The following is a 26,431-nucleotide window of genomic DNA, read 5'->3' as shown; positions in this document are numbered from 1 at the left end:
AATATGTCGATGTCAGTAGAGAGCATTGTAATTGCCACGGATTTAAACAAAACCTTTAAAGCAGAACAAAAAGGTTTAGATGATGTGCAGGCTTTGCAAGGCATAAATATGCAGATCAAGGCAGGACAACTAACGGCTTTGGTTGGGCCTGATGGTGCAGGTAAAACCACATTTTTAAGATTGATCGCAGGTTTATATGAGCCAACCACTGGAAGCTTAAAAGTCTTAGGAATGGATGTCGCCAAAGATCCACAATCTATGCAAGATCGTATCAGCTACATGCCGCAAAAGTTTGGTTTGTATGAAGACCTCACCATTCAAGAAAATTTAGACTTGTATGCGGATTTGCATGGCGTGCCAATGGACGTTCGCAAGGAGCGTTTTGCACGTTTGCTCAAGATTACCGACTTGGCGTGCTTTACTGAACGTCCCGCAGGAAAACTCTCTGGAGGCATGAAGCAGAAGTTAGGTTTGGCCTGCACTTTAGTCCGTTCACCTGAACTATTGCTGTTGGATGAACCAAGTGTCGGTGTCGATCCACTCTCACGCCGTGATTTGTGGATCATCATTGAACAGTTGGTGAGGGAGGAGAACTTAAGTGTCATCCTCAGTACTGCGTATATGGATGAAGCTGAACGATGTCATGAGGTTTATGTTATGTTGGATGGGCAAGTCCTAAAGCAAGGTACACCCGATGAACTGACGGCTCAGGCACAGGGACAAACATGGCAAGTAGAACCCAGTCCCGACATGAAGGCGCGGGTGTTACAAGCACATTTACTCGATAATCAACATTATATTGCCGATGCAGTTCCCAAAGGCAATGTAGTGCGTTTTATTACGCGAATTGAAAGCCCATCACTTCCAGCAGATCTCTTGCCCAAAGGCATTGTTGCAGAACCGAGAGCAGCAGAGCTAGAAGATGCATTTATGTTACTTTTACATGAGGCGAAGCATACTCAAAAAACGGTATTGGCACAGGAAAATTTAGCTTTAGACCCTTCAATAACTTTGATAGAAAACTCTGATTCACCACAAGTGAAAACAAAGCAGGATGTAAAACAACAGCTCGAGAAACCTGTGATTGTGGTGAAGGATTTGGTACGCACCTTTGGTGATTTTACCGCCGTGGCCAATACCTCGTTTGATGTATATCGAGGCGAAATTTTTGGTTTACTTGGCCCCAATGGTGCAGGTAAGACCACGACGTTTCGTATGCTCTGTGGCTTACTGCCCGCCAGCAGTGGTGTGTTGGAAGTGGCAGGCATGAATTTGCGTACAGCTCGTGCGCAGGCAAGGGCAAAAATTGGTTATGTATCGCAGAAGTTTGCCCTGTATGGCAATTTGAGCGTACTGGATAATTTAAAGTTTTTTGGTGGTGCTTATGGCTTATCGGGTAAACACTTAAAGCAGCAAATTGATAAAGCGTTGCTTCAGTTTGAACTTAAGCCACATGCTAAAAGCAGTGATCTGCCAAATGGTGTTAAACAGCGTTTGTCGATGGCAGCAGCACTGTTACATCAGCCTGAAATTGTATTTTTAGATGAACCGACCAGTGGTGTTGATCCGTTAGCAAGGCGCTCTTTTTGGTACACCATTGGAGAGCTAGCGAACCAAGGCATGACCATTATTGTGACCACACACTTTATGGAAGAAGCTGAATATTGTGATCGGATTGCGATTCAAGATGCAGGGAAGTTGCTGGCGATTGGCACACCTCAACAGATTCGTGGGATGGCACAGTTAGAGGGTGTAAACGATATGAATAGCGATTTTTTTGCCATCGTTGAACAGTCCCGTGCGGACATGCAGGCTCACTGAGGAGTGTCAGATGAATCATTTCTCAGCTTTCTGGACACGACTGTTTGCCTTAACACGTAAAGAATCCAAACAATTGCTTCGTGATAAAAGCAGTATGGCGATTGGTTTCATTCTACCGATTATTTTAATTTTACTGTTTGGTTATGGACTGTCTTTTGACTTAACCAACGGACGCGTCGGGGTGGTGGAGCAACAGCCCACGCCACAGAGTCAGCAACTGATGAGTGGCTTAAACGGCTCTAGATACATTACCGTCAAGCACTATCCAAGCTTTAGCCAAGCTGAAGCTGCAATGGGCAAGGCTGAAATTGATGCCATCGTCAATATACCCAGCAACTTTGCGGAGCAATATGCAAAGGGAGTGGATGCTGTTCAGGTCATTACGAATGGCCGTTCGACCAGTATTGCTTCGGCTTTGCAGGGTTATATTACCAGTGCGCTCAATACCGCCAGTTTGATACAAACAGACCGAACCAATGCAGCTTCGGTGGGTGGCATTATCACGGTTGAACAACGGATGTGGTTTAACGAGTCCGCAAATAGTACGTGGTTTTTAGTACCAGGTTTAATTGTCTTGATTTTGACCTTGGTCGGCGCATTTTTAACAGGCTTGCTGATTGCACGTGAGCGCGAGCGTGGCACTTTAGAAGCATTATATGTTACGCCCGTACGTCCTCTAGAAATTGTACTTTCAAAACTGGCACCCTATATCGTGATTGGGATGATCGATATTGTGATGTGTTTAGTTGCAGCACATGTTCTGTTTGATGTACCCATTCGCGCATCACTGCTCTCTGTCATGAGTGCCTCTTTTTTATATTTAATGGTGTCGTTACTGCTGGGTCTAATGATTTCAGGCCTATCAAAAAGTCAGTTTCAAGCCAGTCAAATGGCACTGCTTGCTAGCTTTATGCCCGCTTTGATGCTTTCAGGTTTTGTGTTCGATACACGAAACTTACCCCTAATTGTGCAAATCATCAGTAATGTTTTACCTGCAACGCACTATATGACTTTGATTAAAACTTTATTACTTGGTGGTGATGATTGGTCTTTGTGGTTTAAAGAATGTGGCATTTTACTGATTTATATCGTGCTATTCACGGTAATGACCGCGCGCACACTGAAAAAGCGCTTGGACTAACGAAAGGAAGAATAGTGTTATGACAACGTTAATGCAGTGGTTTCGTTATCTTTGGGTGCTGATCCGAAAAGAGTTTTTAGCCATTTTAGCCGATCCTGCCAATCGAGTGACCTTAATTGCTCCTGTATTTATCCAAGCGGTCTTGTTTGGTTATGCCGCAAGTTATGATGTCAATCATGTTGATTATGCCGTGCTGGATCAAAGCCGAAGTCAAAGTTCACAACAAGTTTTAGCGCATTTAGATGGTTCAGGAATTTTTAAACGCACGGCAGATTTGCAGAATAATCAACAAATTCAACAGGTGATTAATGATCGAACAGCCTTGGCCGTTATCACCATTCCTGCTGATTTTGAAGATAAGCTCAATAATCAAGAGGCTTCGCCGATTCAAGTGATTCTAGATGGGAGAAACTCATCTACTGCAAGTATGGCGGGCTCCTACATCAGTAGTGTGGTGGGGCAGGTCAATCGAGAACGTTTGGGGGCTAGCTCAGCGATTATGGTACAAGCGCGGACATGGTATAACCCGAATGTCGAGTCGAGATGGGGCATCATGCCATCTCTGATTGCAACTTTAAGTATGATGCAGACACTGTTACTTTCGGCACTTTCAGTAGCACGCGAGCGTGAACAAGGGACTTTTGATCAACTCTTAGTTACACCTTATACCCCGACGCAGATTATGATCGGGAAGGCCATTCCGCCGATTATGATTGGGGTTATTCAATCTTCCATTATTTTGGCGATTATTCTGTTCTGGTTCCAGATCCCGATGAATGGCTCCTTGACCTTACTTTATTTTGGATTATTTGCCTTTAACATTGCTGTCGTGGGTGTGGGACTGTCGATTTCAGCGATTGCACTCAATATGCAACAAGCCATGCTGTATACTTTCTTTTTGATCATGCCTTTAACGCTTTTATCAGGTTTACTAACTCCTGTACAAAATATGCCTGAAGTGCTGAATTGGCTGACTTATGCCAACCCACTACGCTTCGGCATAGACTTGGTACAACGGGTGTATTTGGAAGGTGCGAGTTTTGCGCAAGTGAAATGGGACTTTGTACCGATGTTAATATTAGCCGTAATTACCTTGCCTTTGGCTGCGTGGTTATTTAGAAATCGTTTGTCATAAGAGAGTGATATCTTTATGTTTCTCTTATCGATACAGACTGTGACTCGGCGTTTGACGTTAAATAATGCAATCAATATCGGTTCATGATTAAAAAAAACGATTTTTGCATTGTATTTCTGGCTTAAGCTTTTTATTATTGCCCGCTTGTTTTCGCGATCAGCTTGGAATGGAACCTTGAGTAATTTTCTAACCGAACACCTGATTCATCGAGATGAAGACTTTATGGTCATCCATAAGCCTGCAGGTATACTCACCGTTCCGGGGAAGACAGAAGACTTACAAGATTGTATGATCAATCGTTTAGTCAAACTAGAACCTAAAACTCTACTAATCCACCGTCTTGATCGCGATACCTCGGGTATCTTGGTTTTTGGTCTCAGCCGTTGGGGACAAAAATCCATTTCTCGTCAGTTTCAAGAACGCCAAACCGATAAAACCTATCAAGCGATTGTGGCTGGTCATTTAGATGGTCAGGGCACTGTTGATGTGCCTGTGATTTATGATCCATCCCGTCCGCCGTTACATATTGCAGAGCTCAGTCATAACAAGCCTGCTGTGACTGAGTGGAAAGCCTTAGAACATTTTGAAATACAGGGTCAGCCCGTGACTCGTGTGGCGCTCACCCCTATTACAGGACGCTCGCACCAGCTTCGTGTGCACATGCAGTTTTTAGGTCATCCTATCGTCGGAGATACGCTCTATGCTGCGCCTGACCAGCAAGATTTGATGCCGCGTTTGTGTTTACATGCAGAGCGTTTGAGTTTTCATCATCCCCAAACCAATGAACGTATCGAATTTATTTGTCCAGTACCATTTTAAGTACGTGGAATCATCAAATTTGCTCACTTTTTTAGTGAGCTTTATGTCAAAATATATTGCTTAAAGGTGTATAATTTTGCTCAAATATCAAACAATGTTTGAGCATTAAATTTGCAGTCCTAACTTGTAGATAAAGGTGGAAAAATTGCAGCAGTTTGCTATTGGTCAACGTTGGTTATCAGATACTGAAACGGAACTAGGTCTAGGAGTTCTTATTGATGTAGATGAGCGATCTGTCAGCATCTTATTTCCTAAAAGTGATGAAACACGTGTATATGCACGGAATAATGCACCTTTATCACGTATCATTTTTAACGTGAACGATGAATTACAAGATCAAGAAGGCACCAAGTGGACGGTTGAATCACATGAAGACCGTCATGGTGTAGTGCGTTATAACGTTGTTCGTCGCTTAGAAGATGGCACGGAAGAGCGTAAATCACTGAATGAGACTCGCATTGGTGCTCAAATTCAGCTGTCTAAACCGCTTGATCGCTTATTGGCAAGTCAAATTGACTATAAAGAATGGTACGACTTACGTATTGAAGCGATGCTGATGCAAGCCAATATGAAATCGAGCCCTTTACGCGGTATGGTTGGTTCACGTGTCGGTCTGATTCCTCATCAGTTGTATATTGCACACGAAGTGGGTCAACGTTTTGCACCCCGTGTCCTTTTAGCCGATGAAGTCGGCTTAGGTAAAACCATTGAAGCTGGATTAATTATTCATCAACAACTTAAAACGGGCCGTTCAGAACGCATCCTAATTTTGGTGCCTGATTCACTGCAATATCAGTGGATGATTGAAATGCGTCGTCGTTTCAATTTGAACTTCTCATTATTTGATTTAACCCGTACGGCTTCAATCAAAGAACATGATCCTGAACTGAATCCATTCCTGACTGAACAATGCATTATTGCGTCAATTGATTTGATGATTGACCATGATGACTTGCGTGAACAAGCCCTAGAAGCTGGTTTTGATCTGTTGGTGGTCGATGAAGCGCATCACTTGATGTGGAATGAAGAAGACGGTGGTAATGACCGCTATGACTTGATCGAAGAGTTAGCAGAAAAAACACCGGGTGTTTTACTGTTAACGGCAACCCCAGAACAGCTGGGTGTGGAAAGTCACTTTGCGCGTTTACGTTTACTTGACCCACAGCGTTTTAGTTCGCTGGATCGTTTCTTGGATGAAGAAACCCAGTATCAACAAACTGCAAAAATTGCTGAAGTACTGATGTCAGATATGCCACTTGAAGAAGGGCATTTGGCTGCATTGGAAGGTTTACTAGGGCATCGCATTGAAGATGCACCCGAACAACGTTTCCGTGCCATTCATGAGCTTTTAGACCGTCATGGTACAGGGCGTATTTTGTTCCGTAACACCCGTGAGGCCATCCAAGGTTTCCCAGGTCGTGACTGTCAACCTGCGCCTTTGCCTGCACCAGAAAACTGGTCTAAAGACGGTAAATTGCGTGAACAAATGTGGCCAGAGGAAGCACAGCTTGACGGTGCGTGGATGGAAGCTGACCCGCGTGTCATGTGGCTCATGGAAAAACTACGTACAGACTTAAAACACAAAAAAGTGTTGCTTATTGCACGTACTGGTCCCGTGGTTGAAGCACTTGAAAACGTACTCCGTTTACATGCGGGTATTCGTACTGCAATGTTCCATGAAGGCATGAGTTTACTTGAGCGTGACCAAGCGTCGGCTTACTTTGCTGAAGAATCTTATGGTGCACAAATTTTACTGTGCTCTGAAATTGGTTCTGAAGGTCGTAACTTCCAGTTTGCTTCAGATTTGATTTTATTTGACTTGCCTGCGAACCCAGATGTACTTGAACAGCGTATTGGTCGTTTAGATCGTATTGGTCAAGAAAACCGGATTCAAATTCATGTGCCGTATCTAATTGGTACAGCGCAAGAACGTATATTCCGTTGGTATAACGAAGCCTTGAATATTTTCAGTAATATCTCGCCAACTGCTCAAACTTTACAAGAAAACTTTATTGTTGAACTGAAAGATTGTTTACTGACAGATAAAGGTCAGCAGTTTGATGACTTACTCGAAGCAGTTAGCGTGCAACGCGAAGCCTTAGAAGCAGAGTTACAATCAGGTCGCGATCGTTTGCTTGAATACAACTCTTGTCGTCCAATTGTGGCGCAAGAAATTGTGCAAGCGCTTGAGTCTTATGATGACAACACCACTTTGCCAATGTTTATGAAGCGCTTTATGGCGTCGACAAATATTGATTTTGACGAGCAAAGCAACGGTACCGTCATCATTAAACCAACTGATCAAATGCAAGTTCAAGGTTTAACCTTGGATGAAGAAGGCATGACAGCGACCTTCTACCGCGATCAAGCTCAGATACGTGAGGATGCTCAGTATTTAACTCTTGAGCATCCATTTACTGAAAGCGTAATGGAAATGATCAACACTCAAGGTTTTGGTAGTACCAACGTTGCAGTCTTGAAGTCAGCTGCTTTACCACAAGGTTCGGTGTTGTTAGAAGTGTGGTTTAAGGTCGATGTGGTTGCACCGAAAGCATTGAATTTGCCTTCAAGCTTACCGCAGCAGCTGGTTCGCGTTTTGTTAAGTGAAAAGGGTCAAGACCTGTCGCAGAAAATTGCGCCTGAAATCTTAAAACCGTACTTGCATCATTTGGATGGTAATAGCTGTCGCCAAGTCGTGAAAGCACGCCGTGAAGTGATCGAGCAGCGTTATGTACAAGCATTGGAGCTTGCGCGTGCGGCCTTACCGAGCTTTGTGCAACAGGCGAAAGAAGTTTATGGTAGCAAGTGGCAATACGAAATTGACCGCCTGACTTACTTAAAGCAGTTTAATCCGAGTATTCGTGAAGATGAAATTTCACGCCTACAAAAATTGCAAAAAGAAGGCCTCTGTTTGCTCGATGGCCTATCGGTCACACCAGAAGCAATTCAAGTGATGGTTGTGGTTAAACCATAATTGGAATTGCTGTATGAAAAGCACCTTCGGGTGCTTTTTTAATGGATCCTTAAAAAAGGGATGTCTAAGTTGTATTTGAAAAGTAATCCATTGAAATTTTAAGCGCTTGCTTATGCTAGAATTTTCGCCATTAAAACTCTAATGTATCGAACAATAAATTATGTCTAAAGCTCTAGTAACAATGGGTTCAAAAACAACACATGGTGGCATAGTCACTGAGTGTGAAAATAGTTTTGTGATCAATGGCATTGCTGTGCATTTAAATGGAATGAAGCACTTTTGTCCAAAGTGTCGAATGGTGGTTTCTGCGATTGCAGCAGATCAGAGTACAACGGTCTTGGGGCGTGCTGTGGTGATTGCAGGAGACAAAACCAACTGTGGCGCTACTTTTTTAGCTAATCAGAACTTAACTGTTTCTGCAAAGTGATCTCAGATCTATCCCAAAATATTTTTAAAAATTGGCGGAAGTGATCAAAGTTCATGACTTAGGATTCATCCTGCGCCATTTCGTTTAGTTTGAAAAACGATTATGGTAAATAGGCTATAAAAACAATAGATCTGAATGACATGAGCAAACCAGCCTTACACTTTACCCATGCAAACGGCATTCCCTCGGGCAGCTATCAAAAATTTTTCCAGTTTTTAAATCAAGATTTTGATGTCAAAGCGATCCCGATGATTGGCCTAGATCCGCACTATCCTGTGGAATACCGTTGGGAAGCGTTGGTGGACCAAGTTATTTCAGATATTGAACAGCAGTTTCCACGGCAACAAGTGATTGGTTTAGGGCATTCTTTTGGTTCTTTACTTACGCTTATGGCGGCTTATAAAAAACCACAGTTGTTTTCGCAAGTGATTATCATGGATCCACCGTTTGTGATTGGTTCCAAGGCCTTTTTATTTGAAGCGTTACAAAAGCTGGGATCAAAGTCTATTGAAAAACTTACCCCAGCGGCGGTGACCGTCAAACGTCGTGATCATTGGGAAAGTATTGAACAGGCCAGTCAGGCGCTTAGACCGAATCGTATTTTTAAAGACTTTGATGAACAGTGTTTTACGGACTTTATAGCGTGTGGTTTAAAAAGTGATCCGACTCGAAATGGGGTGACGTTAACCATTCCCAAACATACTGAAGCTGAGATCTTCAGGACAGTGCCTGCATGGTGGTGGCGTACCCCACGCAAAGCACCTGATATGCCGATTCATGTGTTGACTGCAAAAGATAGCCATTTCTATAAGCAAGGTTTACCCCAAGGGATGAAAAAAACCTATGCGATTGACTATAGCGTGCTTGAAGGCGGGCATATGTTTCCACTGGAACAACCGAAACAGACCGCTGAATTCGTGCACCAGCTCATTAAAAAGCAACAGCGAAACAAATAATAAGATATTTCAGCGAATCTGTTGGGTGTAATCACAGGTTAGCGAATCATCGCCTCATCCAAATGGCGCGAACCTTCCAAAATCATGCGAATCATGATCATAGTTTGTTCAGCCATTTTTTTACGCTCTACACTTGGTATATCAATTACTTTGGCACCCATATTGAAGACCAATTGGGTGATTGCCATGGACACCAATTCAGGGTGGAAGAGCTTACTATTATTTAAACGTTCTAAACGAATTAAATCGTCTTTGAGCTCTTGCTGGAAATAATTCAACTGTCTTTCGACCGCATTTTTATAAGATGCCGAACCCGTATATGCTTCGCGTAATAGCAGGCTTAAGTTGCCATCATCCGCATCGAGTTGTTCAATAAAAACTTCGACTGAGCTACGAATAATACTTTCTTGGCGAATGGCCTTAATCCGTGCTTCATGCAAAATTTGGCGTAGCACAACACCTGCACGTTCAATCAACTCGATAGCCAGTTCATCGGTATCTTTAAAATGACGATAAAAACTATTCGGCGCAATGCCTGCTTCACGTGCGACTTCACGCAAGCTCAGGGATGCAATACTTTTTTCAGGACCAATCAAATTTAAAGCAGCTTGAAACAGTTCATCTTTTGTAATCGTTGCTTTTCGACCAACACTACGTGCAAGCACTGGTGCATGTTTTTTTGAAGCTTCATGCTCTGTGTTGGTTGTATGGGTTTGAATGGTGGTCGGTGTCATATTTATCAAGCAATTAAATCAATCGGTTCATTATAGCCCCACTGGTCGGCATTGTGAAACGAAACGAAACAATCAGAGTATATATACAAATATATATACATGTGTATAATAATTCAAAATCTATGGCGTGGTCCTTTACTATGCAGATCCTTGAAAAAACTAAATCTCCTTTAACTGAGTATGCTGAGAGTGTTATAGACCGACACACAGCTAACTTTTGGCTTCAAAAAATCAATCCACTTTGGTCGATACACCAAGCTTTGGGTAAAGTCGTAAAAAAAGAGCAAGTTGCACACGATATGGTGAGTTTAACGCTGCAAACCAACCGTCACTTTCAAATGGGGCAAGCGGGACAGCACCATCCTGTATATGTCGTGGTTCAAGGCGTACGTTATGAACGTACCTATAGTTTGACCCAGATTGATGCGCAACATATCTTACTGAATGTGAAAAAAGTAGACCAAGGCAAGGCAAGTCATTGGCTATGTGAGCAGGCTCAAATCGGCGACGTTTTAGAATTCGGCCAGCCTTATGGCGATATGCAATTGACTGTAAATGATCAACAGCTAATTTTACTTGCTGCGGGCAGTGGTATTACCCCCATGCTGAGTTTACTGAAACGTTTAGAGAAGACCGCCAAGCTTAAAAAGCAGCCTGTACATTTGATGTATTGGGTGAAAAAACATACTGATGCAGCTTTCAAAGCCTATTTTGAACAGTTGGCAGCACAATACTCAAACTTCACATTCAGCATGTTTTATACCCAAGAGTCAGATGAAGGTGAGCGTTTAAACCAAAACCATATGTCTGGATTGGATCAGATTGAAAATGCAACGGTATATGCATGCGGCCCTTCAGGTTTTGTGGCTAAGGTTGAGCAGCTTTTCGCTCATGCCAATACCTTAAAAACTGAAGCGTTTAGCATGAGTCCATTTGCAAATGATGATGTTGGTTTTGTGAATATTACCTTAACAAAGTCGAAGAAGATTTTAAGCATTCCCAAAGGTCAATCTATTCTTGCAAGTTTGGAACAGCAAAATGTGAAGCCTCAGCATGGCTGCCGTATGGGAATCTGTAATAAATGTGCTTGCAACAAAGTGGAAGGTTCGACCAAAAACTTGGTCAATGGTGCACAAAACTCTGAGCCTGGAAATTTTCTAAAAATCTGTGTCAATACGGCACAAACCGATCTTATTGTTGATTTATAAGGGGAATAAATACAATGAATATGCCTGTTAAAGTTGAATATTTTAAAAACCCGAAGAATCGTGAGTTAACGACATTTGAGTTAGATGAACTTGCACGTGAGCTAGATGCCATTAAGCAAGAAGTACTGGATGATATTGGCGAGAAAGATGCGCAATATATTCGTCGTGTCTATGCAGCGGTGCGTTATGCATCTATTGCAGGTCGTGCATGTTTATTTGCAGGTTGGTTCCCACCTGCATGGGTGTTGGGCACGGGCTTGCTGAGTTTTGCCAAGATTATGGAAAACATGGAATTAGGTCATAACGTGATGCACGGTCAATATGACTGGATGAACGACCCTAAGTTTAATGGTCAAAACTATGAGTGGGACATCGTAGGTACAGCAGACAATTGGCGTCAGACCCATAACTACAAGCATCATACCTATACCAACATTAAAGGAATGGATGATGACATTGGCTATGGTCTGCTTCGATTATTCCCTGAACAACGTTGGAAACCGGGCTTTTTATTACAACCGATTTATAGCATTCCATTTTGTTTGTTGTTCCAATGGGGCGTTGCGATCCAAAACTTGGAATTAGGCAAATACTTCAAGGGACGTAAAAGCAAAGCGCAGACTTTAGCTGAATGGAAACCTATGCAGCGCAAAATTGGTAAACAATTGTTTAAAGATTATGTGTTTTTCCCACTCATTGCAGGACCTGCGGCGTTGCCTGTCTTTACGGGGAATTTGATTGCAAATGGTATCCGTAATATGTGGACATTTAGTGTGATTTTTTGTGGTCACTTCACCAAAGATGTGGAAGTTTTCCCGAAAAAAGTACTGGAAAATGAAAGCCGTGGTCACTGGTACATGCGACAAATTCGTGGTTCATCGAATTTAACGGGTTCTGAAGCATTCCATATTTTGACGGGGCACTTAAGTCATCAAATTGAGCATCACTTATATCCAGATGTACCTGCGCGTCGTTACCGTAAAATGGCACCGAAAGTACAAGCAGTGTGTGAAAAGTATGGCATTAACTATAACAATGCCAGCTTAGTAAAACAGTATGGTAGCGTCATCAAACGTATTGTGAAATATGCATTTCCCTTTAAAAAGTAAGTAAAAAAGCCACTTCATTTGAAGTGGCTTTTTTTGTTATTTACTAAATTGACGTAAGGTCTTTACCAGATGATGGTAATCACCTTGTTTGGCGATATTGAGCACATGTTCAATTTCGTGTTTTAACCATTTTTGTTTTGAAGCATTAAAAGCGAACTTCGCCAATAATACAAAGGGGCTTTCACCGAATTTAATCGAAAGACCTTTGACATACTTGGGTGGAGATAACTGTTCCATACTGATGCCTTTTTATAATTTAAGTGGAATGGTTCTCAAAATATTTTTATTAGGCAAAATTTATCATAAATATATTTTTTGGTAAATAAAACATACTGAATTTTAATAATAAATATTTTTAAAAATTTAATATGGCTAATTATTAACCTGCACTTAATAATTAGCTTATTTGACGATGATTTGATGTTTCTGACAAGTCAGGAAGACTTAAATCTGTCCCTACCAAATAGCTAAAATCAGCTAAAGACAACATTTGTTTATCTTCAATGCTATTTCCATAAGCATAAACGGCATGATAACTATCCAGCGCATATTTTTCTTGGATACGTTGAGCTTTGTACTCACAGCTACAGTCCGCAGTCAGATAACGCCCTGTATAGTGTTGCTGGTCTTGTTCAACTTGGGTACAGATCAGTTCAATTGAGAGGATTTCACACACATATTTTAAATAGATATCAATTGAAGCAGAGACCAAAACCACATCATCACCCAAACTTTGGTGTTGTTTCAGTTGGCTATAGAGTGCGGGGTTAAGTCCTTTGATTAAGAGTTCTGCATAGCGTTTTGCATAAGCGTCAATTTCGCTCACTTCAGCTTGCTTAAACATCGCATGGAAGAGTTTAGAGCGCATATGATGCGCAGGATAAAAACCCAAATAATAACTTTGAATATAAGGCAGTACTTTTAAGCCTTGTAGGGCAATATGCCGTTTCGAGTGTACGTAGAAGATGAACCCCGTAAAACTGTCTTTGTCATACAGGGTGCCATCAAAGTCAAATAAGGCTAGATTTTTATGCGCTTTGCACGTTGCATGCATGTTTGATAACGTCCATTGACACGAGTGGCAAACCAGTTGGTATTATAGTCACGGCTGAGCTTTGGACCAGAAATGACAACTTCTGGCATCATGGCATAGAAAGGTTCTTTTTTAGTGACTTCTTGATAAAGCTTAGTCACAGCGCGATAGGTTGCTGTATCTTCAAATTTCTTCTCTTTCTCTTTTTTCAGGTCAGAGCGAATTTGACGCGGAGTAACCAAAATATTGTGCTGAGCGAAAACACTGATGAGTTCACGTTCTGATTGGCTTTTTGCAGATTTAGGTGAGCCATCTTTGCCATAAAGTAACAAGTCTCCGTCTAAATCAAGTTCTGCTTCAGTTAAGTCATTTAACATACTTTGGAAGGCTGCATTTCGACTTGAGTACATGCCCGAGTTATAGTCAGCAAAACGGTAAAGCGGTTTGTCATAGTCAGCAGGGTACATCATCAGTCGGTGAATGCCGTAGTACAGACCACCATATTGACTATAAAGGTCGGTACGTAGGTCAGCCATGCTGCCACCTTCACGTTTATTGTCTTTGGCATAGCCGATATGCACTTGCATTGAACCCAACGTGGTAATCGGGTTCATTTTTTCGCCCACGTCCTGACCGACAAGTTTGGCTGCACCTGTGAGTGCACTGACGTGATAGTGCTTTGACATATAGTCAAAAATTTCACGGTACAGTTCATCCAGTTCGCGTTCTGTTTTAACGCGGCGCATTTGGCTTAAATAGTTATCTTCAGGGCTTGGCTGCTCTTTTAAGACCTGTTGGAAATAGCCCGCAATCGTGCCACCGATAGCATCGCCGAGCTTATCTTTAAATTTTTCATCTAAACGATCTTGGACTTCTTTAACCGCTTTTTCACCTAAACCATAAACTTGTGGATCTGCAACAAAGTTAGACTCTTGATCAACCACGGCAATGATCGAACACATATTCTCTTTATTTTGCGGAATACCAAACTGCTCTGAAATATCGTATATATCTTCAGCCCATGAACGGCGGTCATTTACGCGTCCGGGAATGATGCGTGCGATTTGTTCAGCATTGAGCTTAGGCTCATCATCTGTCCACCATGAACGATCACCGCAGGCGGTTAAGCCTATAGATATGGCCAAGACACTCAGTGTTTTTAAACCAGAAGAAAGAAACAGCTTTTTACTCATAAACAGAGAACACATGATAAAAGGTGAGCCGAAACAGCAGGTGCAGTATACTATGTCGGTCGAAAAAGTGATGAATTTATATGTATATTGGTCGGTATCAACTGTCAAATCATTTGGTTGTTGTTCCTATGGCAGGTGGGTTGGGTTATTAAGAAGAATGAATATTATTCAGTCTGTTATCTGTTTTATTATGACGGATGGCGCAAAATTAGTGTAATAGATTGAGGAGAACTTAACTTATGATTTTTCCATTTTTTGAGATTCGTTTTTTTAATAAATTAAACAGAAAATAGTTCAACGAATAGAATGTAATGACATTCTAAAAACAAATTTAAATTAATATTTGAAAAATAAAGTAAAAGGGTTAAGATCTAAAATTAGATCAAAAAATGTACTTGTAATAATAATGAGGGGAATATGGAAAATTTTATTAATAGACTAAGAAGCCATATTGAGCATGTGAAAAAAGTAGGGGGCCACTGTACTACAGAAGAAACAACTAAGCAGGCTTTAATCCTTCCTTTATTAGATATTTTAGGTTTTAGCCCTTATGACCCGACCAAGGTGCTTGCAGAATTTGCAGCTGATTTTCCAGGTGTGAAATCTACAGAAAGAGTTGATTATGCTCTTTACTGTAATGGGCAACCTGTAATGTTTATTGAAGCAAAACCTTATGTTGCTAATTTAACGAATCATGCTCCGCAGCTATCTAGATATTTTAATAGTAGTTTAGGGGTGACGATTGGCGCGATCACAAATGGTAAAGAATGGAGATTTTTTACTGATTTAATTAATCCAAATGTGATGGATGATAAGCCATTTTTAACAGTTGATTTTACGAAGAATAAAGCCGAGGATTTGACACAGCTAGCTGAGTTTAAACATGATAATTTTCATGTAGAAAAGCTACGCTTTTTTGCTGAAGAAAATCAATATATCCAGCAGTTTAAAACTGTAATAAAAAGAAGTATTAATGAAGTTGATATTGATTTTGTTCGCTATGTGGCTCAACAAGCAAGTATTCCTCGTCAATTAAACACTAAATTTTTAGAGTCAATTCAGCCTTTTGTAAAACAAGCTGTTGAGCAGTCAATTAGTGATACCGTTGTTAAAGGACTATCCTCGCCTACAATTATTACTGCCCAGCCAGTTGAACAAAAAGTAGAGGAGACTATTGAGATTGTGTCCGAAAGCTCAAGGCTAGCTGACATTGTTAATTCTGAAAATGAAAGAATTGTGACTACTGTTGATGAACAGGAGTTAAGTCGTATTGTGATAGAGCTCTTTCCTGAAGTTGAATTGGTTGCTAAAGACACAGAAAGCTATTTTAGCGTGCTGTTTCAGAATAAAAATAATCGCTGGTTATTTAGATATGATGTAAATCGTAAGAGACCAACCATTCAGTTTGCAGTAGCAATTGATGACTATCGAAAAAAAGAGTTAGAGCGGGCAGGATTGGAAGTGCAAAATAACGGTCAAGTTTTTTTAGATAAACCTGAACACATATATAGAGCCGTAGGCATTTTAAAAGATTGCTTGGATTACTGTAGTAATGATGACAACTTTAAAAGAGCATCTAATTCCTAATAGAAAAAGCCACTTTATAAGTGGCTTTTTCATAGCACAGTAAAACTTCATACTTGAGAGATAGGATAGATCTTATTTTGTCATTACAAGTCATCCTTGGACGTGACCGTCGTGCAAAGATATCAAAATGATGTTTCTAATTTTCGATGAACTATGAATAAGAGTTATGGAGTACAGCCAAAGGCTCGATAACAAGCCTCAAAAGCTTATCAAAGAGTAGGCTTTTTTATTTGTGCTATAAAACTACAACGCGCCACTTGTGTTAGGTGACTTTAACGAAAGTTGGGCTTTAACTTCCTTAGATATACCGCAAGCTTCTCCAGCTTCATTAAGATCTAGTACAGGATATTGCCTGGTGAATATGTCTAAAACCAGCATGAACACCATGTATAAAGAAGCAAAAACCGATGTAAGCTACAACGATTGGGAAATGCTGATATTAGCGCACGAGTTATCTCACTGTTTAGATCGTGCGACCGATGTGCCTGGTGAACTTGGCCAGCCACTTAAAGCATTAAATTCAATTGCGCCGTCTGATCGGTCCAAAGTAAAGATGGATGATGTATCTACCTTTGTAACGGCTGAAAGTAGCGGTAAAACGCAACTATGGCGAGAATCTTATGCGGATCTGTTTGCGGTAGGTTTTATGTCACTTGATCCAAAATACGATACTGCAGCGTTAAGAGAAAGCCTGATTAAATTACGTGAAAAACGTAAGGCACAAGATCCAACCCATAATTCGGTGTGTTGGTTGCAGTATTCTAAGAGTCAGCCTTTCCCACAAAAAGGTTCGGATGTTTATTCTTGGGCAAATAACATCAGAATTAAAGCGCCGTGCGAGTTGAAATAACTTGTCTTCAGACAAATTAAAAGCCCGAATTTCGGGCATCTTTTATACCAGCTAATTAACAATAAAAGCCAGGGCTTATAGTTGGTGCAGACATATCATCATAGATGCAATCTATACTGACTGCAGGTTTATCAATGTGGCTAAATAAGCTTGGATTGACCAATTGATTTGTTAGCTTAGATTTTTCTATACTAAAGCCAACCAGTTCAACTTCACAATCACACACGTAATGGAATTTTGCCTTACCGTACAACACAAATACATTAGGTGACTTCTCATACATCTTGAAGTACTCGGCTTGAGTTTGTGACAATGGAACCTCCAGCACCACAAAGCCATTTGGTACGACAAAAACTGCAGATCCATCTTTTACTGAGTAAACGATGGCTTGAACATCAGAAGCACGTTCAAAACCCACACTTTTTTTTATCATTTAGATTACCTTTTTATTTTGTAATATTCGCCTCGAGCGCAGCGTTTCGTACATCAGCTAGGTTTAACCAATGGCGGTGCTCAGCTTTAGTTTTTTCAATTTTGTGTGGTGTTCTTGGGTATTCCCAACTCCAGTAATGCTTTTTATAAATCTCCTTATCTTTCACAAGATACGCCTGTATAGATTGACTATCCTCATTAGTTGCATAGCCAACGCCAAAGTAAATATCTAAACCTTGCTTTAGTGCAGTTTGATAATCGGCTTCAAATTGAATAACAAGGGATTCAATCCTAGCTTCATGAGAAAAGATACTAGATAGTTTTAACATCACACGGCTCCAAGTTTAAGGCAATATGCCTCGAGATAAAACCATTATAACGGTCAAAATCCACTAAATTAGTTTATTTAAAAAAAATTTCATTAAAGTTAAACCCTTGAAGATTAAAACATACGGCGAAAAACTTAGGTTTTTTATTCAATATTAATCAGACTTACTCAAATTTAGTCTAGATGAACTGGTATTTTTAAAATTAAGGCTGCTTCGCGTTCCCATTTGTGAACAGATTCTCATTTTTGAGAATGAATTATATTTCATTTTTTGACTGACACTGGAACAATTAGCCATAGACGAGTAGGGGGTGGGTAAAGCCATATACCACATTTAAGAAATAACGCCGTAGTGGTGTTAATTCATTGTTAATTGAATATGGTTTGAATTAAGGCTTGATGGAAATGCATTAGTAGAATTATGGGTGCTGAATTATCAAAATTAAGTTTTGGATTATTTTAATCAATTAAAAAAACATCGTTTGCGTTTATAAAGCCAGCAGTTGATCAATTAGCTGATCAACGCAAGGGTATTAACCTTTTTTATGGTTTAAATACTTTTGAGTACGTTCTAATAATTTCGGGATGGTTTTTTCTGCTTCTTCTTGGGTGAGATGCAAACCATAAAATTTATTAGTTGTTCCGTAGCTTTCATTAAGTACTGAATAGGGAATATATAAGGTGTACATGTCTTGTTCTACTGAGTACAACGTGATGAAGTCAGTCGTATATGAAAACTTGCCATTTTCGCTCTCTAGCTTGATTTGTTGGTGTTTAACGAGCTTGAGTGGTGAAATGCAGTCACCGCCATAGATCGCAACTGTGCCACGCTCTTTGTACAGCTTAATGAGTTTTTTGGTGCATTTTAACGGCTTGCCGTGTTTGTCCAATTTTGGTTGGTTGCGAACAAAGATGTTATAGCGAAGATTCGAGTCACCAAGCATCCCGCTTGTTGTTTCACTGATGGTCAATTGGCGTTTAGACTTCTTATAAAACTCTAATAAGCGTTGCTGTAAATTGAACCGTGAAACACCGCATTCGATGTCAAAATCTAGACTTTTAAAAGCGTTTTTATTACTGTTGTTTCCAAAGTAACAAACTGCATCGTTAAACATTTGCGTTAAGTTTGCAAAAATTAAGAGAAAGTCGTTTTGTGGGTACGGACGTTTTTGATACATGCACCCAAACTCACTGTCTGACAACTTATAAAAATAGGTGCGAACGCCAGTATAACTGCAAAGTGAATCATAAATGCGTGTGCCTTTAATTTGAATCTGAGTAACATAGCTAGATGAAAATTCAGGGGTAGCCCAAAGCATAGGGCTGAACAGGATGTCTTTCACTAATCCATTGTCGTATGCACGGTCGCCAACGCGACTCTTTTGGTTAATGCGGTCGTTTTGGGTGTAAACATGGATGTTCTTCAGCTCCAACGTTTCACGTTTGAACACGGTCTTTTCAGCGGTAGCAGTAGCGGTCGTCATGGTGAAGTTCCTTATCGGCTTAAATACGTGTGTGCAAAAATTGCTTGCATGGTTTTAAAAATTTGGTCTGTTTCAAAGTAGTCAGAAATTTGCTCTTGGAATGGGCTTTGATGGTTGCGAACCAACGTGCGAATCGCAGAACTATTTAAGGTGTCTGAGTTGGTAAAACCATTTTTTAGTACTTTGATCTCAAAATATGGGCTAGTGGATGCAATCACACTGACAATAATGTTGCCGTCTTGGTCTGTCTTAACTGACAAATCAGCAATTGGGCTTAGCTCATGGCGTAAAAAATACATATTGTCGGGGTTATAGATTGCTTTAAATCTGATTCCGTCTTGGCATATAGCGCAAAACAATTCATTCACCGACTCAGCAGTAAAGATCGCCCCAAACGTCACAACAACAGGCCCGACATTTTTTTGCTGTTTTTCATCATGTTTGATGGTTAGCTCGCAATGCGCTGTAATTAGGTTTTGCATGGTTTATATCCTCAAATGTGATTCAGTGGCATACGCACGTTATCCGTGCGTATGGGTGAATTGAATTAAGAAAGTTCGCGTGACCAACAATCTTCTATACGGTCGTATGCGTAGCCGTTTTGAGCCATTAACGTGCAAATGTCTTCAAGGTTTTTGCCAAAGATATTTACTGAGGTAACTTGGTCGAGTACTGATGTATGACCAAAGTTTTCTTTTAATGTTGCAACGTAGATTTCAACATCCATGAAGAAGAAATTTGTTTTATCAGCCAATGTCGGCATGTGCTGTTGAAATTGAAGTTGAGCATAGTCACTATCCGCTTGAAGATCCGCAAGGGTTAAATCACAGTTGTTGTCGATGTAATCTGAGATTTCATCAAACAATGTTTCCATGTGAGCACCGCTAAAAGTTTTAGGGAAACCGATGTATAAAGTGCCTTGTAACTGTACTGATTGAGCGTTTAAATTTGACATGCTGTTCACTCCAAGTTTTAAGCTTTCTGCTTTTGATAGTTTCATTTTATTGGAAAACACAACCTGGCAAACTTTTCTCGAAAAATAAGATTTTCAATCTTTTTTTAATCAATTAAAAAACATCGCTTGCGTACTAATATGATTTTTCTATTAGCCGTATCGCCGTAATGCATTAAGAATAATTTAACGAGCAATTAGTTAGGGTCTGTTGACATTTTCTGTTCAAAAAAATAGCGAGAAAGTAAAATTTAATCGCCAAACCAAATTTACTTCTCGCTATGCCTCGTACAATGCTGAATGATCAACACTGGTCTAAGTTACTTTCTATTTTCCGAAATTTTAATATCTATTTCAAATCTAATTTGAGAAATTTTGTCGAAGCAATACTTTATAGAATAAGAACAGGCTGTCCGTGGCGTGATTTGCCTAAGGAAATTGGTTCGTATAACTCAATCTTTAAAAAATATAATCGTTGGTGTAAAAATGATAAGTTAATGAAAGTATTTAAATTAATTTCTTCAAATGCTGATGTGGAATGGGTTTTTATTGATGGTAGTCATGTTCGGGCACATCAACATTCTGCTGGAATAAAAGATCAGGATATTTCTAAAAGCATTGGTGGCAATAGTTCTAAAATACACTTAGCTGTTGATGCGGATGGCAATCCAATCGAAATTATTATCTCCGATGGAACGACACATGATGTCAAGATTGCTCCCAAAATGATTGAAAAACTAGATTTGAGTGAAACGGAAGTGTGTTGTGCAGACAAAGGATATGACTCTGAATCATTAAGAGAACAAATATCTGCGAAAAAAACTAAAGCGAATATTCCAAGAAAATCAAATACCCAGTCAAATAATGACCATATGGATTGGTATTTATATAAAATCAGACACTTAGTGGAGAATGCATTTTGTAGGTTAAAGCAGTTCAGAGGAATAGCAACACGATATGATAAGTTAAAGTGTAGCTATGAGGGTGCAGTTGCATTAGCTTGTATATTTATTTGGCTACCTTTATCGGGTAAATTCTATACTTGAAATGTCAACAGACCCTAATTAATTAAGTTTAATTAAATTGTTAAGTTTTAAAACATATGAAGCTGAACCAGCTCAAGACCGTCTTGTGCTTGAAAACATCACCATTGCTGAAGCGATGAAGTTAGCTGAAAACAACGGATTCTTTAAAGCAAAGTACCAGGTGCTTAAAGTGATTCAATATTTTGATGTTGAATTGGTACTCACGGCGTCTGATGTTGAGCACTGTGCTGAATTACACCAGTTTAGCGGTGGCTATAACGTGACGGTGCTTGCTGATACACCTGAACAAGATCTTATTGCAATTCTCAATTCATTGGGGATATTGAATTAGAGCCATCTCGTGATAAGAGAATGCAGCTCCGAAAAATGGAGTCTAAATTTAAATCTGCCTTTAAGGGATATGATTTATCCCAAGTATCCATAGTGATATGGTCAGTGTATGTTCACCAGTGGCACGATCGCAAAATTAGTACCGTATATATCTAAAAAAAAACCACAATAACAATTGATGGTTTTTTAATGAGCTTTATAAAATGGGTTCATCATACGCACGGCGTTTGTGTTTTACATTTGGATCTATGCCAATTTGATTCGGATATAACAGGTTTAATACCTGGTTAATGCGATCAACTACGCATTGATTAAACAAGATATGACAGTTACCGTTTTCGTAGATCTTAATGCGTAATAAATTATCATCAATGCTATGCCAGATACCACGATCTAACCTGAGTTTATCTAATCTAGTGTGGTCTAAAGGCTTGCCAAATAACTGCCTTGCTATAAAGCGTACTTCTTCCACTAAATTATCTCGTCTGCAATAAGAATGGTAGCTATTGTGATGAATGATCACGCACGGGTTAATACCAGCACCAAGATTGGTTTTGTATTTGCTTGATAATTGGCAAAACAATGAATCAACTTTACGAGCATATGCCATGTGGCGCGTAGACCAGATAGATTCTAAAAATACATTCACGTTATCCATCGTGAAATCTTCAATTTCATGACGAGCAATTTTATCTGACAACGCATCATATTCTTTTTCAGATATAAAGTTTCTAAGATTGATGATCTCAGTTAACTTCCTCCAGAAGCATGACGATATTTGTTTTAAAGCAGATTCTTCAGTATTGAATGATGATGAATATGATTTTCGGGTGATTGCACTCACAATCTGGTAAGCATCAAGTTCAATATCTTTGATGCTTTCATAAATAACCTTTATTGACGATTTTGCTTTTTCGCATTGCAAAATTAGCTTTTCGACTTCAATAAAGTCTAATTCAGATGCTTGCACTTCTCTTTTTATATTTACCAACATATTCATAATTGCCCACCTAATTAGCTTAATTGTCTATATAGATATTTTAATAAAAACCATGGTCATTAATTTTTTTTTAAAATTTATAAGCTAACTTTTTCACTATAATTAAATTAAATAAGCACAACGCTTAAAACTTGGTGTAGTGGAATATGGCTCAACCTTTAAAATTCCTTATTACCTCTACTCATAAATGATGATGTCGATATGCTTATGAAAAAACAACATTCAGTTATGTTCTCAACTGATCGAACAAATACCAATGCTATAAAAATCTGTAATGAGGATATTGTTAAATGAAAAAATCAAATGAGCGTTCAGAACATATACGTGCGACAACTAAAGATCTGCTTATTTATCTGCCTTGTGTATTTGCATATTTTTATGCGCTTTCTTCAATAGCAATATTTGCCTACTTATATATGTTGAAGCTTGCAAGTAACCATCCCCAGCAACATGATTTTCTAATCATTACTGTGATTTATGGCTTTTTTGTGATTGGTGTAAACAATGTGATGCAGCGGATCTTAAGGGTGTTCAAGTTGATTGATGATTCCAAGCCATTACAGTTTAACGGCGCTCAATCTTTGTGGGCTGTTTTCGTGATGTGTATAGCTGGAGTACTTGGCTTTCTCACCTCATTTAATCTCATGGGTTGAATAATCCAAAACCTTTTTAATCAATTAAAAAACACCGTTTACGGCCATAAATCTATGGCCATAAAAAAGAGAGGGCAAACCTCTCTTTTTTATGGATCTGATTAGAACAAATCTCTTTTAAGGTAATTGGTTACTTTTTGCTTCACCTTGCTGGCCATAAAGTGTGTGCTGTGAAGTCCGTTGTATTCGGTCACGCATTCAAAGCTTTCAAGCAATAGGCTTTCAGGTGAGATCCCATTCCATGCGTTGAACTTCTCCAGACCGTCTTCTGAGAGCAAATCATATTCAATCATTTCCTCAATTGCCTTGCGTTGTAGATTGATTGCTACATCCAGCACTTCACCCTCAATAAGTGCTCTAGCTTCACTTGGATTGAACATTCCAATACGGTGAGCTTCGGCAACAGGCTCAACCTGTAACGGTGCACTCACTTCAATTTCGTATACTTCGCCATCTTTGGGATGAAACAATACAACCTCAACAAAAATCACTTCAATAAAGTTGGGAACAGTCTTTTTTGCTTGCCCAATGATATTGATCACACATGATGGAACGCCACTATATGTAGCACTCTCGGTTTTCAAAAGGTGGCGAACTGTATCGGTACCAGGATTCAAATTGTGTAGTTGCATTGTCGTATCTCCAAGTTTTAAGCCATGAGCTTGATTAGTTTTGTTTAAAGTGTTCTGTGAACTCTGACCATGTTTCAGGGCGATCAAGAAGATCTGCCAGCTTCCCTAGTGTGCAATTGGTTAAGTAAACTTCCTTACCTAATGCAGACTTTAACAATGGTTTTAAGCTGTTTGAAAAACGTCTTAGGCATAACACATGCTCTTTACCAGCATTATTGAGTATTGCCTCTTGTATGAGCTGTATTGCCGTATATACGGCTTTATCTGTGCCTACGCCTGAGTAGATCAACTCAGATCCAACCTCTAAACCATCTGTGACGATAAACGGTTCATTACATGACTTTGGCACTGGCATGTTATGGTCACGAGCAAATTGAATTGCCTTATTTAGATAGTTTTGAGCTTGTTCAACGGTCAATAGACAGTTGTAGACTTCACCAGTAGCGGTGAGTTTTGGTGCCGAAAATAATGGTTTAGTTGCTACTGTTGCTTCGTATTTTTGCTCTGGTGCTTCGTAGTAGTACCACAAGTCAAAATCAGTGCTGAAATCATTGTAGACTTCTAAATCAATCGCTTTTAAAAAGTCTTGGATAGGCTGAAAAAAAGATACTGGTTCATCCATCCATACATCCTGAAAGGCATTGACCATTTCAGACAGTTCAGCAAATTGTTGTCTACTTACCATATCGGGTATTTGACCAGATTTAAGCTGATTCAACTGTGAAAATAAAACTTCTCCGTCAGTAATACGCCCTGACTCAATGGCAAGTACAAGCTTATTCATGCGTCCAGCTCCTTAGTTCAATTCACGTTCAATAATGTTTAGTACCTCTATTGCAATGTTTAAAAATAAATTTAATTTTTTATTTTCGCTCAGTGGGTTATTGACACTACTCGCCTGTTTACCTGTGGTCGCTTTAATTTGGACAGCATTACAAGGTGATAGTGAAATTTGGGGGCATCTGCTGCGTTATGTAATTCCACACACGTTGGCAGAAACAGGGATTTTATTGTTGGGTGTGGGAATTCTCACCATCCTGATTGGTACAGGCAGCGCATGGATTGTAACGGCGTATCAATTCCGAGGTCGTGCATTTTTAGATTGGGCCTTACTGCTGCCTTTAGCTGTACCAACTTATATTATTGCGTATAGTTATATCGACATTTTGCATCCTATTGGTCCTGTGCAAAGCATTCTGCGTGATGGGTTTAATTTAGAATTACAACAGTTTTGGTTTCCCAATATTCGTAGCGTTTGGGGCGGCATCTTCTTGCTTAGCTTTGTGCTGTATCCGTATGTGTATTTAAGCACCCGTGCAATGTTTCTGATGCAATCGGCCAGTTTAATTGAGGTCGCACGTACATTAGGATTAAAACCCGATCAAGTGTTTTTACGTGTTGCGATTCCATTAGCACGTCCTGCGATTGCTGTGGGTACTAGTCTAGTTTTAATGGAAACCATTAATGATATTGGTGCAACAGAATTTTTAGGCATTAAAACCTTAACTTTGTCGATTTATTCAACCTGGACTAATCAATCTGACTTAGCTGGCGCAGCGCAAATTGCCATTTTCATGTTGATGATCATTACCTTATTGGTTTTGGTGGAACGTTTAGGTCGACGTAAACAGCGCTATATGAACTCTGCACAACGTAGCCGCTTGATGCCTGCACAATCGGTTAAAGGTGTTAAAGCACTGGTATTATTGGGTTTAGGCTTAATTCCTGTCTGTATTGGCTTTCTAATTCCAACCAGTCATTTATTGGTCGAATCCTATAAACGTATTCAATATGCAGGCTTTTCAGATTTCCTATTACAAGCCTCAATCAACACACTAATCCTTGCCAGTCTTGCAACTGTGGTAACTATTTTGATTGGTTTCTTTATTGTCAGTGCGGCACGTTTTAGTAAACACACTTGGTTTAGCCGTATTGCCAGTTTAGGTTATGCCATTCCAGGAACCGTTTTGGCAATTGGTCTCATGCTGGCTTTGGGTAAAATTGATCATACCATTGCCGACTTTTTAGAATTTAAATTGGGGATACACACAGGTTTATTATTCCTCGGCACCAGTTTTACCCTTATTTATGCTTATGCTGTGCGTTTTTTAGCTATTTCAGTAGGTGGCATTGAGTCAGGCTATAACCGTATTCATGGTGTTTTTGATGATGCTGCACGTAATTTAGGACAAAACAACTTTGCATTGTTGTGGCGTGTACACCTACCATTATTACGCCCTGCTATTATTTCTGCAGCTTTATTAATTTTTGTAGATTGCATGAAAGAGCTCCCTGCCACTTTGTTGCTCCGTCCTTTAAATATGGAAACACTCGCTACCCAGCTATATGCAGAAGCGTCTAGGGGCACTTATGAAGATGGCGCAGTAGCAGCTTTACTAATTGTATTGGTCGGTCTGATTCCTGTTATTTTATTGGCAAAGCTTGGAAAAACCCCACGTTGATCTGTCCCATTGTTGCTAAATATGTAGAGCAACAATGGGTTTTAGAGTAAAAATAGTATTTTTTTTAACCAATCAAAAACACCCTACCAAATGCAAATTTATTAATTTTATTTCTTATTTATCAA

Annotated in this window: 27 protein-coding genes; 15 read left to right on the top strand and 12 right to left on the bottom strand. The window is 39.7% G+C overall.

The features are described from left to right. The first annotated feature begins 3 nt into the window (after positions 1-3). The 7 genes from ACY3FQ_RS09830 (at position 4) to ACY3FQ_RS09800 (ending at position 9,273) form a co-directional block, all read left to right on the top strand. A complete protein-coding gene (locus tag ACY3FQ_RS09830) occupies positions 4-1,821 on the top strand; it encodes an ATP-binding cassette domain-containing protein (protein ID WP_489773975.1) in 1,818 nt (605 codons plus the stop codon). A 10-nt stretch (positions 1,822-1,831) separates the two neighbouring features. Next, the gene (locus tag ACY3FQ_RS09825; protein ID WP_489773974.1) at positions 1,832-2,962 is read left to right on the top strand and encodes an ABC transporter permease; all 1,131 of its coding nucleotides are present in this window, start codon (positions 1,832-1,834) and stop codon (positions 2,960-2,962) included. A 19-nt stretch (positions 2,963-2,981) separates the two neighbouring features. Further along, positions 2,982-4,097: an ABC transporter permease gene (locus ACY3FQ_RS09820; protein WP_234966131.1), complete on the top strand. Its 1,116-nt coding sequence runs from the start codon at positions 2,982-2,984 to the stop codon at positions 4,095-4,097. Between the two features lie 174 nt (positions 4,098-4,271). After that, the gene (locus tag ACY3FQ_RS09815) at positions 4,272-4,916 is read left to right on the top strand and encodes an RluA family pseudouridine synthase (protein WP_418655275.1); all 645 of its coding nucleotides are present in this window, start codon (positions 4,272-4,274) and stop codon (positions 4,914-4,916) included. A gap of 136 nt (positions 4,917-5,052) precedes the next feature. Beyond that, positions 5,053-7,890 carry an RNA polymerase-associated protein RapA gene (gene rapA / locus ACY3FQ_RS09810; protein WP_489773973.1) on the top strand — a complete coding sequence of 946 codons (2,838 nt, stop codon included), beginning with the start codon at positions 5,053-5,055 and terminating at the stop codon, positions 7,888-7,890. Positions 7,891-8,050: 160 nt separating this feature from the next. Continuing rightward, positions 8,051-8,317 carry a PAAR domain-containing protein gene (locus ACY3FQ_RS09805; RefSeq protein WP_004980182.1) on the top strand — a complete coding sequence of 89 codons (267 nt, stop codon included), beginning with the start codon at positions 8,051-8,053 and terminating at the stop codon, positions 8,315-8,317. Between the two features lie 140 nt (positions 8,318-8,457). Next, positions 8,458-9,273, top strand: coding sequence for an alpha/beta fold hydrolase (locus tag ACY3FQ_RS09800; protein ID WP_348960438.1), 816 nt, complete (start codon positions 8,458-8,460; stop codon positions 9,271-9,273). A gap of 38 nt (positions 9,274-9,311) precedes the next feature. On the opposite strand, the gene fabR is transcribed toward ACY3FQ_RS09800, so the two are convergent. Continuing rightward, a complete protein-coding gene (gene fabR, locus ACY3FQ_RS09795; RefSeq protein ID WP_114837313.1) occupies positions 9,312-10,007 on the bottom strand; it encodes an HTH-type transcriptional repressor FabR in 696 nt (231 codons plus the stop codon). A gap of 140 nt (positions 10,008-10,147) precedes the next feature. Here fabR and ACY3FQ_RS09790 point away from each other — a divergent pair, with 140 nt between their 5' ends. Both ACY3FQ_RS09790 and ACY3FQ_RS09785 read left to right on the top strand, forming a co-directional pair. Further along, positions 10,148-11,215 carry a ferredoxin reductase gene (locus tag ACY3FQ_RS09790; RefSeq protein WP_348960437.1) on the top strand — a complete coding sequence of 356 codons (1,068 nt, stop codon included), beginning with the start codon at positions 10,148-10,150 and terminating at the stop codon, positions 11,213-11,215. 14 nt (positions 11,216-11,229) lie between these two features. Beyond that, on the top strand, positions 11,230-12,324 hold the full coding sequence (locus ACY3FQ_RS09785; RefSeq protein WP_184119188.1) for a fatty acid desaturase family protein: 1,095 nt from the start codon (positions 11,230-11,232) through the stop codon (positions 12,322-12,324). Between the two features lie 36 nt (positions 12,325-12,360). On the opposite strand, the gene ACY3FQ_RS09780 is transcribed toward ACY3FQ_RS09785, so the two are convergent. From ACY3FQ_RS09780 to ACY3FQ_RS09770, 3 genes are all read right to left on the bottom strand, one after another. Then, a complete protein-coding gene (locus ACY3FQ_RS09780; protein ID WP_348960436.1) occupies positions 12,361-12,561 on the bottom strand; it encodes a hypothetical protein in 201 nt (66 codons plus the stop codon). 160 nt (positions 12,562-12,721) lie between these two features. Next, complete coding sequence (locus ACY3FQ_RS09775) at positions 12,722-13,378, bottom strand: HAD-IB family hydrolase (protein ID WP_348960435.1); 657 nt, start codon at positions 13,376-13,378, stop codon at positions 12,722-12,724. After that, complete coding sequence (locus tag ACY3FQ_RS09770; protein ID WP_489773972.1) at positions 13,345-14,550, bottom strand: DUF1615 family protein; 1,206 nt, start codon at positions 14,548-14,550, stop codon at positions 13,345-13,347. Before ACY3FQ_RS09770 ends, ACY3FQ_RS09775 begins: the two co-directional genes overlap by 34 nt. Before the next feature lie 417 nt (positions 14,551-14,967). On the opposite strand from ACY3FQ_RS09770, the gene ACY3FQ_RS09765 reads away from it, so the two are divergent. Next, positions 14,968-16,137: a type I restriction endonuclease gene (locus ACY3FQ_RS09765; RefSeq protein ID WP_348960433.1), complete on the top strand. Its 1,170-nt coding sequence runs from the start codon at positions 14,968-14,970 to the stop codon at positions 16,135-16,137. A 355-nt stretch (positions 16,138-16,492) separates the two neighbouring features. Then, a complete protein-coding gene (locus ACY3FQ_RS09760; RefSeq protein WP_489773971.1) occupies positions 16,493-16,987 on the top strand; it encodes a hypothetical protein in 495 nt (164 codons plus the stop codon). A 55-nt stretch (positions 16,988-17,042) separates the two neighbouring features. Here the strand turns inward: ACY3FQ_RS09760 and ACY3FQ_RS09755 are convergent, their stop codons facing one another. The 5 genes from ACY3FQ_RS09755 to ACY3FQ_RS09735 form a co-directional block, all read right to left on the bottom strand. Continuing rightward, on the bottom strand, positions 17,043-17,420 hold the full coding sequence (locus ACY3FQ_RS09755) for a hypothetical protein (RefSeq protein ID WP_024160775.1): 378 nt from the start codon (positions 17,418-17,420) through the stop codon (positions 17,043-17,045). 13 nt (positions 17,421-17,433) lie between these two features. Further along, positions 17,434-17,748 carry a hypothetical protein gene (locus ACY3FQ_RS09750; protein ID WP_024160774.1) on the bottom strand — a complete coding sequence of 105 codons (315 nt, stop codon included), beginning with the start codon at positions 17,746-17,748 and terminating at the stop codon, positions 17,434-17,436. 532 nt (positions 17,749-18,280) lie between these two features. Then, on the bottom strand, positions 18,281-19,231 hold the full coding sequence (locus ACY3FQ_RS09745; RefSeq protein ID WP_005005981.1) for a hypothetical protein: 951 nt from the start codon (positions 19,229-19,231) through the stop codon (positions 18,281-18,283). A gap of 11 nt (positions 19,232-19,242) precedes the next feature. Further along, the gene (locus ACY3FQ_RS09740; protein WP_005005983.1) at positions 19,243-19,713 is read right to left on the bottom strand and encodes a hypothetical protein; all 471 of its coding nucleotides are present in this window, start codon (positions 19,711-19,713) and stop codon (positions 19,243-19,245) included. A 65-nt stretch (positions 19,714-19,778) separates the two neighbouring features. After that, complete coding sequence (locus ACY3FQ_RS09735) at positions 19,779-20,186, bottom strand: hypothetical protein (protein ID WP_005005986.1); 408 nt, start codon at positions 20,184-20,186, stop codon at positions 19,779-19,781. 278 nt (positions 20,187-20,464) lie between these two features. Between ACY3FQ_RS09735 and ACY3FQ_RS09730 the strand changes: the two genes are divergently transcribed. Together ACY3FQ_RS09730 and ACY3FQ_RS09725 are read left to right on the top strand one after the other, a co-directional pair. Further along, the gene (locus ACY3FQ_RS09730; protein ID WP_489773969.1) at positions 20,465-21,229 is read left to right on the top strand and encodes an IS5 family transposase; all 765 of its coding nucleotides are present in this window, start codon (positions 20,465-20,467) and stop codon (positions 21,227-21,229) included. Positions 21,230-21,266: 37 nt separating this feature from the next. Then, a complete protein-coding gene (locus ACY3FQ_RS09725) occupies positions 21,267-21,560 on the top strand; it encodes a hypothetical protein (protein WP_063454767.1) in 294 nt (97 codons plus the stop codon). 195 nt (positions 21,561-21,755) lie between these two features. Here the strand turns inward: ACY3FQ_RS09725 and ACY3FQ_RS09720 are convergent, their stop codons facing one another. Further along, the gene (locus ACY3FQ_RS09720; protein ID WP_005005990.1) at positions 21,756-22,559 is read right to left on the bottom strand and encodes a DUF4942 domain-containing protein; all 804 of its coding nucleotides are present in this window, start codon (positions 22,557-22,559) and stop codon (positions 21,756-21,758) included. 290 nt (positions 22,560-22,849) lie between these two features. Here ACY3FQ_RS09720 and ACY3FQ_RS09715 point away from each other — a divergent pair, with 290 nt between their 5' ends. Beyond that, entirely contained in the window at positions 22,850-23,212 is a 363-nt protein-coding gene (locus ACY3FQ_RS09715; RefSeq protein ID WP_063454714.1) for a hypothetical protein, read from the top strand. A 101-nt stretch (positions 23,213-23,313) separates the two neighbouring features. On the opposite strand, the gene ACY3FQ_RS09710 is transcribed toward ACY3FQ_RS09715, so the two are convergent. Together ACY3FQ_RS09710 and ACY3FQ_RS09705 are read right to left on the bottom strand one after the other, a co-directional pair. Further along, positions 23,314-23,844, bottom strand: a complete 531-nt coding sequence (locus tag ACY3FQ_RS09710) for a hypothetical protein (protein ID WP_063454715.1) — start codon at positions 23,842-23,844, stop codon at positions 23,314-23,316. A 34-nt stretch (positions 23,845-23,878) separates the two neighbouring features. Continuing rightward, positions 23,879-24,628 (bottom strand): hypothetical protein, encoded by a 750-nt coding sequence (locus ACY3FQ_RS09705; RefSeq protein WP_411935456.1) that lies wholly within the window; start codon positions 24,626-24,628, stop codon positions 23,879-23,881. Positions 24,629-24,683: 55 nt separating this feature from the next. Between ACY3FQ_RS09705 and ACY3FQ_RS09700 the strand changes: the two genes are divergently transcribed. Further along, the gene (locus ACY3FQ_RS09700; protein ID WP_063454721.1) at positions 24,684-26,306 is read left to right on the top strand and encodes an ABC transporter permease; all 1,623 of its coding nucleotides are present in this window, start codon (positions 24,684-24,686) and stop codon (positions 26,304-26,306) included. The last annotated feature ends 125 nt before the right edge of the window (positions 26,307-26,431 follow it).

The sequence above is a fragment of the Acinetobacter sp. AB03 genome (assembly GCF_058107045.1).
The sequence above is the reverse complement of the archived record's forward strand: the minus strand, read 5'-3'. Positions and strand labels throughout refer to the sequence as shown.

Excerpts from the sequence above, each read along its gene's own strand:
- ACY3FQ_RS09730 (WP_489773969.1), top strand. The coding sequence starts at position 20,465 with ATGCCTCGTACAATGCTGAATGATCAACACTGGTCTAAGTTACTTTCT.
- ACY3FQ_RS09770 (WP_489773972.1), bottom strand. The coding sequence starts at position 14,550 with ATGAGTAAAAAGCTGTTTCTTTCTTCTGGTTTAAAAACACTGAGTGTC.
- ACY3FQ_RS09775 (WP_348960435.1), bottom strand. The coding sequence starts at position 13,378 with ATGCATGCAACGTGCAAAGCGCATAAAAATCTAGCCTTATTTGACTTT.
- ACY3FQ_RS09780 (WP_348960436.1), bottom strand. The coding sequence starts at position 12,561 with ATGGAACAGTTATCTCCACCCAAGTATGTCAAAGGTCTTTCGATTAAA.
- ACY3FQ_RS09785 (WP_184119188.1), top strand. The coding sequence starts at position 11,230 with ATGAATATGCCTGTTAAAGTTGAATATTTTAAAAACCCGAAGAATCGT.
- ACY3FQ_RS09735 (WP_005005986.1), bottom strand. The coding sequence starts at position 20,186 with ATGTCAAATTTAAACGCTCAATCAGTACAGTTACAAGGCACTTTATAC.
- ACY3FQ_RS09830 (WP_489773975.1), top strand. The coding sequence starts at position 4 with ATGTCGATGTCAGTAGAGAGCATTGTAATTGCCACGGATTTAAACAAA.
- ACY3FQ_RS09700 (WP_063454721.1), top strand. The coding sequence starts at position 24,684 with ATGTTTAAAAATAAATTTAATTTTTTATTTTCGCTCAGTGGGTTATTG.
- ACY3FQ_RS09720 (WP_005005990.1), bottom strand. The coding sequence starts at position 22,559 with ATGAATATGTTGGTAAATATAAAAAGAGAAGTGCAAGCATCTGAATTA.
- ACY3FQ_RS09705 (WP_411935456.1), bottom strand. The coding sequence starts at position 24,628 with ATGAATAAGCTTGTACTTGCCATTGAGTCAGGGCGTATTACTGACGGA.
- ACY3FQ_RS09825 (WP_489773974.1), top strand. The coding sequence starts at position 1,832 with ATGAATCATTTCTCAGCTTTCTGGACACGACTGTTTGCCTTAACACGT.
- ACY3FQ_RS09750 (WP_024160774.1), bottom strand. The coding sequence starts at position 17,748 with ATGTTAAAACTATCTAGTATCTTTTCTCATGAAGCTAGGATTGAATCC.
- ACY3FQ_RS09710 (WP_063454715.1), bottom strand. The coding sequence starts at position 23,844 with ATGCAACTACACAATTTGAATCCTGGTACCGATACAGTTCGCCACCTT.
- ACY3FQ_RS09805 (WP_004980182.1), top strand. The coding sequence starts at position 8,051 with ATGTCTAAAGCTCTAGTAACAATGGGTTCAAAAACAACACATGGTGGC.
- ACY3FQ_RS09765 (WP_348960433.1), top strand. The coding sequence starts at position 14,968 with ATGGAAAATTTTATTAATAGACTAAGAAGCCATATTGAGCATGTGAAA.
- ACY3FQ_RS09800 (WP_348960438.1), top strand. The coding sequence starts at position 8,458 with ATGAGCAAACCAGCCTTACACTTTACCCATGCAAACGGCATTCCCTCG.
- ACY3FQ_RS09740 (WP_005005983.1), bottom strand. The coding sequence starts at position 19,713 with ATGCAAAACCTAATTACAGCGCATTGCGAGCTAACCATCAAACATGAT.
- ACY3FQ_RS09745 (WP_005005981.1), bottom strand. The coding sequence starts at position 19,231 with ATGACGACCGCTACTGCTACCGCTGAAAAGACCGTGTTCAAACGTGAA.
- ACY3FQ_RS09755 (WP_024160775.1), bottom strand. The coding sequence starts at position 17,420 with ATGATAAAAAAAAGTGTGGGTTTTGAACGTGCTTCTGATGTTCAAGCC.
- fabR (WP_114837313.1), bottom strand. The coding sequence starts at position 10,007 with ATGACACCGACCACCATTCAAACCCATACAACCAACACAGAGCATGAA.
- ACY3FQ_RS09820 (WP_234966131.1), top strand. The coding sequence starts at position 2,982 with ATGACAACGTTAATGCAGTGGTTTCGTTATCTTTGGGTGCTGATCCGA.
- ACY3FQ_RS09790 (WP_348960437.1), top strand. The coding sequence starts at position 10,148 with ATGCAGATCCTTGAAAAAACTAAATCTCCTTTAACTGAGTATGCTGAG.
- ACY3FQ_RS09715 (WP_063454714.1), top strand. The coding sequence starts at position 22,850 with ATGAAAAAATCAAATGAGCGTTCAGAACATATACGTGCGACAACTAAA.